This is a genomic window from Acidicapsa ligni, from assembly GCF_025685655.1.
GTDB lineage: Bacteria > Acidobacteriota > Terriglobia > Terriglobales > Acidobacteriaceae > Acidicapsa > Acidicapsa ligni.
Genome location: NZ_JAGSYG010000011.1, coordinates 1 through 7,368, shown reverse-complemented (window position 1 = coordinate 7,368; position 7,368 = coordinate 1). Strand labels below are relative to the sequence as shown.

Sequence of the window (7,368 nt, the reverse complement as noted above, 5' to 3'; positions counted from 1 at the left end):
CTGCTGGAGCCATGTTCGCACACGCCGCATCGACTCCAGTACTCTCGCTGCCGATCTCACCATTACTCATCCAAATGGATCGGCTATCGCTCATGTTAAAAATATCCGGTTTAGAAAAAATGTAACTAAAAAGAATGGCGCTGCAATTTATCAGGTCGAATGGAAACCTGCTGAAGACGACCCCTCAGCTCCGAAAATAGCGGTCAATTCTATTCATGGTCATTGGCTTGTTCTTGCTGAAAAATCTGTATTTGCAGAACAAGTAGTTCAAGAGATTCGCCAACGTAATGCCGTTTGTTCTTTTCTTCCGATACGACAACGCGATGAATCGGATGTTGCGCTTGGGCTACGTACTTCTATTGCAGCGAGTGGGCCAATACAAGGGATAATCTATCTCTCGCCCGGGACGCCTCTCTTCAAAGACGTTGCCGGACAAGTCACTGAGCTAGAGATGTTATCTGGATATGCAGGCGCATTATCGCTGTTAAAAGCGCTTATTCGAGAACAAGTAAAGCCGGATCATGGTGTATGGTTTGTAACTCAAAACGAGGAGCAGACGAATGATGGGTCGATCACTTTATCTTCTGAAGGAAGTGTCATTGCCGCACTGCGACGTGTCGCTGCGCTCGAATTTGCAGCACTGCGCACTCATGCAATCGATATCGCAATAACTTTAAGTATTGAAGATCTACTACGCGCCATCGAGACTGAAACCGAACCCGAAATTGCTATTCGAAATGGAGTCAGCTTCTATCCGTACCTACTTCCGCAGGGATCGTCAGAAGAGTCGATAGCAACGGAGACCAACGAAGAGCTTCGTGCAGCCAGCAGCGGATTGATTGACGATCTTGCCTACGTTCCTGTGCCACGTCAAGAACCACAGAAGGATGAAGTTGAGATTCAAGTTGAAGCGCAGGGCCTGAACTTCCGCGATGTAATGAACGCGCTCGGTATGTTGCCTGGATATCCTCAACAGCTAGGTGGCGAGTGTGCAGGCATCGTTTGTCGAGCGGGGATAAACAGCGGGTTTAACATAGGGGACCGCGTCTTTGCGTATGCTCCACGAAGCTTCAGCGCGTTTGTTACTGTGTCTGGGCGGAATGTCAAAGCGCTTCCCAAAAGACTTACTCCTGCGCAGGCGTCGGTGCTGCCCATCGCCTATCTCACCGCACTCTATGGATTAGATACGCTTGCTAAACTTAAGCGCGGCGAACGAGTCCTGATTCACGCAGCAACGGGAGGTTTGGGACTTGCGGCAGTCTTCGTCGCACGAGCACGTGGAGCGGAAGTCTTCGCTACAGCAGGAAGCGAAGAGAAGCGCAATCATCTTCGTTCGCTTGGTATCCAGAATGTTTTCCATTCCCGCACGAGTGAGTTTGCTACTCAGATTATCCAAGCCACCCAAGGCCTTGGTGTCGACGTAGTGCTAAACTCCCTCACCGGACAATTGGCGGAGAGCACTCTATCCACACTGGCTCTCAATGGACGCTTCCTGGAAGTGGGGAAGCGCGATATCCTTACGCGCGAAGAGATCCTGCGCCTGCGTCCCGATGTACAGCACTATGTCTATGATTTAGGCACAGAAGCAGAGCGTGATTTAACCCTTGTCCCCACGCTTCTTTCTGAAACCGTCGAAATGATTGAGGAAGGGCAACTTCCACCACTTCCTGTTACAGAGTTTCGTGATATGCATGAGGCCTTTCGTTTCATGGCGCAGGCTCGTCACATAGGCAAGATTTCTGTTTGTCGTATCCCTCTTAATACCAATACTGATCCGGTTGCCACTGATCCAAAAGCTACATATCTCATCACTGGCGGTTGTGGTGGTTTAGGCCTTCATTTTGCGGAGTGGCTTATAAATCGCGGCGCGCGTCATCTTATTTTGAGTTCGCGCCGAGGTGCAAGCAGTTCAGCACGGGAGCGGATCGAAGCGTTGAAAATCTCGGGTGCCGAGATACAAATCGCATCTGTGGATGTGAGTGATTACGAAGCATTGGGCAGTTTACTGCGCAGTATCCCAAGCGCCACTCCACTCAAGGGAGTTCTTCACGCGGCAGGCTCGATCGCAGATAACGCTCTCATCAACCAGACCGTAGCAGGCTTTGCGGAGGTTGCGCGTCCTAAGGTCCTTGGTGCCTGGAACCTTCATCGGCTTACGAAGAACATTGATCTTGATTTCTTCGTGCTTTTCTCTTCGGCATCTGTCCTCCTGGGCGTTCCTGGCCAGGCGAATTACGCAGCAGCAAATGCCATGCTCGATGCGTTTGCCACGTATCGTCGCGGTCTTGGTCTGCCGGCACTAAGCATCCAATGGGGACCATGGTCCAGCGGCATGATGGAGTCAATGAAATCTGACCCTAAGAGGGTAGGATTGGATTGGATTTCACCGGTAGATGGAAAGAAAGCTTTAGAGCTTCTTCTGGTGAAGGACGCCACTGTTGCCGCCGTATTGTCTGTTAGTTCGTGGCCCAAATTTGTGAGCTCTCGTTCTAAGAATGCGTCTTCGCTTTTTAAATATTTAGATGGTGCAGATGTGACTAAGGCAGCCGTTCCCCAAAATAACATCGTATCGGAGACAGAGAATCCAGCGAAATTTATCGATATGCTTATCAACTCTCAGCAAGCTCGGAGAGCACCGTTGTTGACGGCTCATCTTGAGCAGCAGTTGACGCAAATCCTCTCACTTCCGCAACGATCTCACATTGATGAAGACATCGCTCTGCATGATCTTGGCCTCGATTCACTGATGGCAGTCGAACTTCGAAACGCGTTGCAAATATCGCTTGATCGACCGCTCTCAGCCACGTTGGCTTTGGATTACCCAACAGTGCGATCACTTCGTGACATCCTGCTGTCATTGATATTCGATGAGAAAGAGCTTCTTGCTCGTGCTGTCAAAGTATCACCGGCAGATCAGCGTACATATAGCTCTGATTATCTTGCGGAGCTTTCAGATATCGAAGCTGAATCGCTATTGATTGAAGAACTGGAGAAGACCAATGCAGCAAAGCACTGATCCAGTGAACTCGGCGGAACTCTCACCGGTAAAGCGTGCCCTAATTGAAATTCGCCAATTGCGTACTGAGATTGAACAAACGAAACGTGCGCAGCATGAACCGATTGCCATCGTTGGGATGGCGCTGCGGCTTCCCGGTGGCGTAACAACTCCTGAGAGTTTCTGGCAAGCGCTGGCCGAAGGAAAAGATCTGATCACCCCTATTCCTTCTGACCGTTGGGAAGCCAGGGATTATCTCAATGCGGATCCCGATCATCCTGGAACGATGTATGACGCTCATGGCGGATTCATCTCGGGAGTAGATGAGTTTGACGCCGAATTCTTTGGTATCAATGCGCGTGAAGCTGCCAGCATGGATCCGCAGCATCGCATCTTGCTCGAACTAACATGGGAGGCTCTCGAACGCGCGAATATCAATCCGAAAGGTCTCGCTAATACGGCAGGCGGTGTTTTCATCGGCATGGGCGGAAGCGATTATGCACGCCAATCCATGCGCGATGCGCGAGATATGCATGCTTACAGCGCAGTTGGTAGTGCGATGAGCATTGCCTCGGGACGTATCTCGTACTTTCTAAATTTGCGCGGCCCAAGCATGATTGTCGATACAGCCTGCTCCTCTTCTCTGGTGGCGGTTCATCTTGCTTCAGAAAGTTTGCGCCGTGGAGAAATAAATCTGGCGATCGTTGGCGGGGCAAATTTGATGTTGTCGCCTGACTTCAATGTTAGCTTTGCGCGGACACGTATGTTGGCAAAAGATGGCCATTGCAAGACCTTTGATGCGGCTGCGGATGGCTATGTACGGGCGGAAGGTTGCTGCGTAATAGTGCTCAAGCGCCTGTCGGATGCTGTGAATAACGGCGATCCTATCCTGGCTACGGTTGCAGGCTCAGCGATCAATCAGGATGGTCGTAGCGCGGGAATCACTGCACCCAACGGGCCATCACAAGAGGCGGTTATTCGTGCCGCATTGGAGAACGGTGGAGTTGAACCCTCGTTAGTGAGTTACGTTGAAGCTCATGGTACTGGTACTCCGCTTGGGGATCCAATAGAGGTACAGGCTCTAGGTGCAGTCTATGGAGTATCGAAAAGTGTAGATTCGCCGCTATACATCGGTTCAGTCAAGACGAACCTCGGTCATACAGAAGCGGCCGCGGGTCTTGCGGGATTGATCAAGGTTGTTCTAATGATGCAGCCTGGGCATGGCATAGCACCTCATCTGCATCTCAAGAATCCGAATCCAAAGATAGACTTCGCGCGATTGAATATCGATGTTCCAACGCAACGAATCGACTGGCCAGTTACTGATCAGCCGATTTATGCCGGATTGAGTTCTTTCGGTTTTAGTGGAACGAATGCACATTTGCTGTTGTCATCCAGCACGATAAACTCGCCGAAGATCGATGGCATAGAGGAGCAGGAATCTCTGCTCGTGTTCTCCGCGGTAAATGAAAAGTCGCTTCGCTCTCTGGCTCAGAGCTACATTGTCTTTCTCGGTAGCACAAAAGAAAACTTTGCCGACATCTGCTTCACCGCGGCTGTTGGCCGTGCAATGCTCTCTCACCGTCTTTCTATTCGCGCAAATACTGCGTCTGAAGCAATGTTGCTGATTGAACGTTGGCTCTCCAATGGCAATGCTTCCGCGGTGACTCTAAGTACGCCCGATTCGACGCCTGCGAATAAATCAGATATTACTGCGCCTGTTCGTGTTGATGTAATGCGCCATCGAGTAGATCTGCCCCTCTATCCATTTCAACGTACTAGCTTCTGGTTTGAAGCAGCTCCCGAAATCAAACGTACACAAGAGCGTGAACGCATGTGGCAAGCGGCTATCTTTGCATCAGAGCGGCAAAGCAATATTGGGCCTCTTGGATGGAAGCTCGAGCGTTATCCTCGAAAATGGGATGTCTTGCACGAACTAACACTAGCTCATGCTCAAGATGTATTTGTCACAACAGGAGCGTTGCAAGCTTCAGACTGGATGACTCCGGACGAGATCATTGCCAAGGCTGGGATTCTACCTATCTATCGAAATCTCATCACACGGTGGTTGACCGGTCTTGTAGTAACCGGTGTTGTCATTGAATCAAATCAACAATTCAAGGCCACATCTTCATTCAATGAAATTGATCTTGAGCCACACTGGAAGAATGTAGAGTGTTTGCTCGATGACGATCCTGGGGCATTGGGTTATCTGCGGCAGTGTGGCAAGCTGCTCCGCGAAGTCATAACCGGCAAGATCAGTGCTCTGGAAACGATATTCCCAGACGGGTCATTTTCATTGGCAGAGGGACTATATGAACGCGGGACTATCGCCCGCTATTTCAATTCCATTGCCGCCTCGGCAATTGTAGAAACAACACGCACCATAGGCCAACGACGCAATGCTCGCATACTTGAAATCGGCGGTGGCACGGGGGGAACCACTTCTGCTGTCCTTCCTCTTCTCGATGTAGGTCAGGTTGAGTACTGGTTCACGGATCTGTCTGATTTGTTCCTTGCTCGAGCGCGTAATAAGTTCAGTGCCTATCCATTCATGCATTACTCGATCTTTGATCTGGATCGCGCATTGGAAGAGCAGGGAATTGGTGGTGGTCAATTTGATGTAATTCTCGCGGCCAATGTGGTGCACGCTTCGCGCAATCTCGACACTGCGCTCTCTCATATTCGCAGCCTGCTTGCGCCTGGTGGATTGCTGGTTATGCTTGAGTCTACGCATCATCACAGTTGGTTCGATATGACTACGGGTCTTATCGAGGGCTGGCAGCACTTCGAAGATGATCGACAGGATAATCCTCTGCTTAAACCAGAGCAGTGGAGAGGCGTTATTGAGCGCAATGGCTTCATTGAAATGGCAGTGTTTCCTGCGCGAGACTTACCTACGTCAACATTAGGCCAGCATGTGCTTCTTGTTCGTGCGCCAGCGATAACAACAGAGGCAACGTCATCCAGTATTTTCATGCATGGTCTCGCAGAATGGAAAAGGAGTTCTGTAACCGAGCCGAAGGGCGTTGAGGCGGATAGCAATTGGGAGTTGGCATCAACACTACAGCAGCTTACTCCAACAGAGCGCCAGTCGATGATGCTCGACTTTGTACGCACGACGATACAGAGAGTTTTTCAACTTAGCGTGCGCCCTGAAGAACTTGGCACTCGCGATCGGCTCAGCGATCTCGGTATGGATTCACTCATCGCTCTCGAATTGCGTGCGGAGCTTGTGAAGGGATTGGGAACCGATGCGCGAGTATCTTCTACCATCGCGTTTGATACCGGTACGGTCGGTGAGTTAGCGAATGCCTTGCTCTTATCTATTGAGCCTGCTTCGGACGATACAGAAGAGACCTCACCGATCATCGATCATCACAATGTGAAGTCCACTCCAGTTACTGCTGAACAACTGAGTGAGATGTCGGAAGAAGAAGTAGAAAAACTCTTGAATGAACGGCTGAGTAAGCGATGATGCATCCAGATAAGATTGAAACATCCACGGCTCCTCTATCTCCTCTCAAGCAGGCGTTCCTCGCGCTTGCACAGGCGGAGGCGCGAGTAGAGGAACTGGAGCGCGTACAAAATGAACCAATCGCGATCATTGGCGTAGGGTGCAGAATCCCCAGTGCCGAAAACGGTGCGGAAGATTACTGGGATCTCCTCCAAGGCCAACGCTCTGCAATCGCAGACAGCGCGGAGCGGCGATTTATGCAATCGTTGCAAAGAGACGATCTTCCAACTCTTCCGGAGGCAGCGCGTTGGTCCGCGCTCCTCGAACGTATAGATCTCTTCGAGCCTCAGCATTTTGGGATTGCTCCGCGCGAGGCCGTTGGTATTGATCCGCAGCAAAGGATATTGCTTGAGGTTGCCTGGGAAGCGCTGGAGGATGCAGGCATCGATCCCTTTTCCATTTATCAGTCTTTGACGGGTGTCTACCTCGGCATCGCGTCGCATGATTACGGCCAACTCCAGCTAAGTGCGGATGGCGCCGACGCCATCAATCCACATTTCGCTTCTGGAGCAGCTTCCAGTGTTGCTTCCGGACGTATTTCATATGTGCTGGGACTCAACGGTCCCAGTGTTTCAATTGATACTGCATGCTCGTCATCGTTAGTTGCCGTGCATCTTGCATGTGATGCTCTGCGTCGCGGCGAATGCACTATGGCTCTTGCTGCTGGTGTGAATCTTATTCTCTCTCCAGAACCTTCTATCGCTTTTGCGCAGGCAGGCATGTTGTCAGCGCGCGGAGTTTGTAGAGCGTTTGATGGCGGGGCGGATGGTTTTGTTCGTGGCGAAGGTTGCGGGGTAGTGGTGTTGAAGCGCTTGCGAGATGCCGAGTTATCGGGGGATCGTATCCTTGGTGTGAT

The 7,368-nt window shown here is 50.9% G+C and carries 3 protein-coding genes; all 3 read left to right on the top strand.

The window, feature by feature from the left end:
* The coding region (locus OHL19_RS22930; RefSeq protein WP_263360185.1) for an SDR family NAD(P)-dependent oxidoreductase at positions 1–3,016 on the top strand (3,016 nt) is incomplete at its 5' end.
* Entirely contained in the window at positions 3,000–6,473 is a 3,474-nt protein-coding gene (locus OHL19_RS22925; protein ID WP_263360184.1) for a beta-ketoacyl synthase N-terminal-like domain-containing protein, read from the top strand. The genes OHL19_RS22930 and OHL19_RS22925, both read left to right, overlap by 17 nt.
* The coding region (locus OHL19_RS22920) for a beta-ketoacyl [acyl carrier protein] synthase domain-containing protein (RefSeq protein ID WP_263360183.1) at positions 6,470–7,368 on the top strand (899 nt) is incomplete at its 3' end. The genes OHL19_RS22925 and OHL19_RS22920, both read left to right, overlap by 4 nt.